Origin of the sequence: Dietzia sp. (assembly GCF_036741115.1) — a bacterium.
In the GTDB taxonomy this organism is placed as follows: Bacteria; Actinomycetota; Actinomycetes; order Mycobacteriales; family Mycobacteriaceae; genus Dietzia.
On the sequence record NZ_DAINST010000044.1, the window covers coordinates 6155 to 9575 of the forward strand.

2 protein-coding genes and 1 pseudogene are annotated in these 3421 nt (G+C 69.0%); 2 read left to right on the forward strand and 1 reads right to left on the reverse strand.

The window, feature by feature from the left end:
• A partial coding sequence (gene trpD / locus V7E05_RS08370) for an anthranilate phosphoribosyltransferase (protein ID WP_333619209.1) occupies nt 1-895 on the forward strand: 895 nt, incomplete at its 5' end.
• 74 nt (nt 896-969) lie between these two features.
• On the opposite strand, the gene V7E05_RS08375 is transcribed toward trpD, so the two are convergent.
• Nucleotides 970-2586 carry a DEDD exonuclease domain-containing protein gene (locus V7E05_RS08375; RefSeq protein WP_333619210.1) on the reverse strand — a complete coding sequence of 539 codons (1617 nt, stop codon included), beginning with the start codon at nt 2584-2586 and terminating at the stop codon, nt 970-972.
• A gap of 587 nt (nt 2587-3173) precedes the next feature.
• Here V7E05_RS08375 and V7E05_RS08380 point away from each other — a divergent pair.
• Nucleotides 3174-3421 (forward strand): annotated as a pseudogene (locus V7E05_RS08380) (hypothetical protein); the annotation flags it as partial.

Sequence of the window (3421 nt, forward strand, 5' to 3'; positions counted from 1 at the left end):
CGAGCCGGAGGAGCTCGCCGGCCTCTCGGACGTGATGGTCGACTTCGCCGTCCGCGTGCCCTCTGAAACCGGTTCGGACTGCGTCGACATCGTCGGCACGGGCGGAGATCGGCAGGGCACGGTGAACATCTCGACGATGTCCTCGCTCGTCGTCGCCGGCGCCGGTATCCCCGTGGCCAAGCACGGCAACCGGGCGGCCTCGTCGAAATCCGGCGGCGCGGATGTCCTAGAGGCGCTCGGCGTGGCGATCGACCTCTCCCCGCGGGACGTCGGCCGCGCCCTCGACGAACTAGGGATCACCTTCTGCTTTGCGCCCGTCTTCCATCCCGCGCTCCGCTATGTCGGTCAGGCGCGCAGTGAGATCGGGGTGCCCACGGTCTTCAACATCCTCGGTCCACTCACCAATCCGCTCCAGCCGCGCCGGAACCTCATCGGCTGTGCCTTCGAGGGGCTTACACGCACGATGGCCGATGTGTTCCGCCTCCGGGGCACGGACACGCTCGTCGTCAGGGGCTCGGATGGCCTGGACGAGGTCACGACGACCGGTCCCACGAGTGTCGTCAGGGTCCACGGCGGCGAACTCGCCGTCACGGAGATCCACCCTTCGGACTTCGGGATGCCGGTGTCGGGGATCGAGGAGCTGCGTGGCGGGGATTCGCACGTCAACGCGGGGGTCGCGCGGCGCCTGCTCGACGGCGAGCGAGGAGCCGTCCGTGATGCCGTGTTGCTCAACTCGGCCGCCGCCATCGTCGCCTTCCGCAACCCTGGGCTGGATGTCGATTTCGGCGACGCGATGGCCGAGGGGATCGCGGCCGCCGAGCAATCCATCGACTCCGGCGCAGCTCGTTCGGTGCTGACGAAGTGGGTGTCGTTCGGCGAGGCGGTCAACGCCTGAACCGCCCTGCGCGGCACCGCCGCGCACGAGGTGTAGCGGTAGGCGCGCAGGAGGCGCATTTAATACTGTCGGAATTATCCCAGTGCTCTGCGCGCCTCGCGGGCGGCTGTCCTGGCGGTTTCTGCCCATTCGGTGAGGCGTTGAGCGCCGCGCGCGGGCTCGGACCATTCGCCCTCTACGGCGACGATGCGCGTGGGGCGGGTGTCCATCCACCGTGCAACCAGCCGCGCCTCGGCAGGGCTCGCGCCCGAGAACGGCCCGGGTCCCGGCTCGATGTGCCGCGCTGCCGCGCGCAGGGCCCCGAGATGCGTCTCGAGATCCGCTCCCCGCGGCAGCGTTCCGGCCCCGGCCAGACGGCCATGGCGGATGACGGCGAAGGTCCACGATCTCCCGGCCCGTTGCGCCAGGATCATCTCGCCGACGGCGGCGAGGGGGCCGAGGGAATGGACGGCGCCGAGCGCGGAGATCGCCGGGGCGAGCTCGTCCCGGCGCCGGGCCGCGCGCTCGAAGCGACCGCTCTCGGCGAGCCCCTCGATCTCCTCGATCGCGGCCTCGAGCCCGCCTGCGTGCTCCCCGGCGACCACGGCCCCCCAGTGCTCCGTGCCGATGAGAAGAGCGGCGTCGCGCCCTTCGGCCTTCGTGCGGAAGGGGCCGATGGAGCCATCGAAGGGTTCGCGCCGCGCGGAAACCGTGCCCTCACGTGCACCCGGCGCGACATACCAACCCCTGCGCGGCGCCCGCGAGCGCCTGTTGAACGGCGGCTGGAGCGAATCGATGAGTTGTTCCTCGCGCACCCACGCCTCGAGTTCGTTCGCACACTCGATGGCCTCGACCTCCTCGGCGAGTCCGACCATCGTGCGCATCCGGGTGCGGCTGTCTCCACCGGAAAAGTATGAGCGGGCACGCGCTCGCACATCGACCGACGAGCCGACGTAGAGAGGAACGCCAGTCGAGTCGCGGAAGATATAGACGCCGGGACCGGATGGCAGCGCGGCGGTGAGCGTGGCCTTGCGCCGCGTCGCCGGGGAAAGCCTGTTGTCGAACGCGCGGAGGTCCGAGAGCGTGGCCACGCCGCAATTGCCCACCCGCTCGAAGAGCCCGTGGAGGACGTCGACCGTTGCGCGTGCGTCGTAGAGGGCCCGGTGATTGGGCGTCGTGCCGGCGCCGAAATGCGCCGCCAGGTCCCCGAGCCGGTACGAGCGGGTCTCGCCCTTGGGGAGAATGCGCCGGGCGAGCACGAGCGTGCACAGCGCGGGGGAGAAGTCCCACTCGTAGCCGAGCCGCTCGGCGGCGGCCTTGAGGAATCCCATGTCGAACCGCGCATTGTGCGCGACGAGCACTGCGCCGCGAGCGAACTCGAGGAAGGCGGGGAAGACCTCGGCGAGCGGGGGAGCCGAGCGCAGGTCGGCATCGGTGATCCCGGTGAGCCGGACGATCTCCGGCGAGAGCGGTGTGCCGATATGAACGAAGCTCGCGAACTCCCCGACGACCTCGCCTCCGAGGACGCGCACGGCGCCGAACTCCGTGATCTCGGCTTTCCCCGGGGACGTGCCGCTCGTCTCGAGGTCGACCACGACGAACGAGGTCTCCGAGAGCGGCGGTTCCGCCTCCCACAGCGACTCCTGGCGCGGCTCCGGAGTCCGCGCGAGCGGCTGCGCGGCCCGGGCGGCACCACGATCGTTGGGGGACATGGCTACAGAGCCTAGGAGCGGGCGACGACATTCCATCTGCGGGGTCTGCAGAGACGTGTTGGTCGAAGAGGGGCACGGCGTCGGAGGGGACGGCAGGTATCCGGAGTGTCCGTTGGCCGCGACGCGCGGACGCCAGAAAGGGCTCGGAGGCGCCTCCGCCGGCGCGCCGTCCGCCAGATAACGACGCGGACACGCCCAAAACGAAAACCGTGTCGTAAGTCACACGAAAGGGTGCCCGGTGGCCGTCCTCGCGCCCGTCCGCGCTAAGGATGATTTTAGTTTCGCGCGAAATTCGCAGCGCATGAGCTTGCGACCCAATGATGCAGAATTGTGATCGTTTTGTTCCCGAATGAGCGTAAAGGTCGAATTTTCGGGACCGTGCCGCCAAATTCGCCTCCGGCTCCCAAACGTGTTGGACACGCTCGTCACGATTTCGTAATCTTTTTGAGACCTCGAAAGCAACACTCGCAAACGGCGGGGGTCGGGGAAGGCCATCGGAGCGAGACCGGGTGGGCGGCCAGTGAGGGAACTGGTCACACAACCTACTCCGGGACACCGGTGGAGCATGATCTAAAGGAGAACGTCACGTGGGAGCCCATTCCGCACCGTCCAAGAACACCGCCCGTCGCGTCGCGCTGACCGGCATTCTCGCCGGCGGTGCAGCCGTTGTGGGCGCTGGTGCGGCTTCCGCTGCCCCGTACACCGCCGAGCTGGTGAACCCCGTCGAGGGCGTTCCGAACTCCGTGACCTTCGACGCCCCCGCCAACCTCCAGATCCCCGCCGGGTTCGAGGACATCGTCAAGGTCTCCGAGGGCACCGGCGACGCGCAAGCCGA

Coding starts and splice junctions, on each gene's coding strand:
- V7E05_RS08375 (WP_333619210.1), bottom strand. CDS start 2,586: ATGTCCCCCAACGATCGTGGTGCCGCCCGGGCCGCGCAGCCGCTCGCG.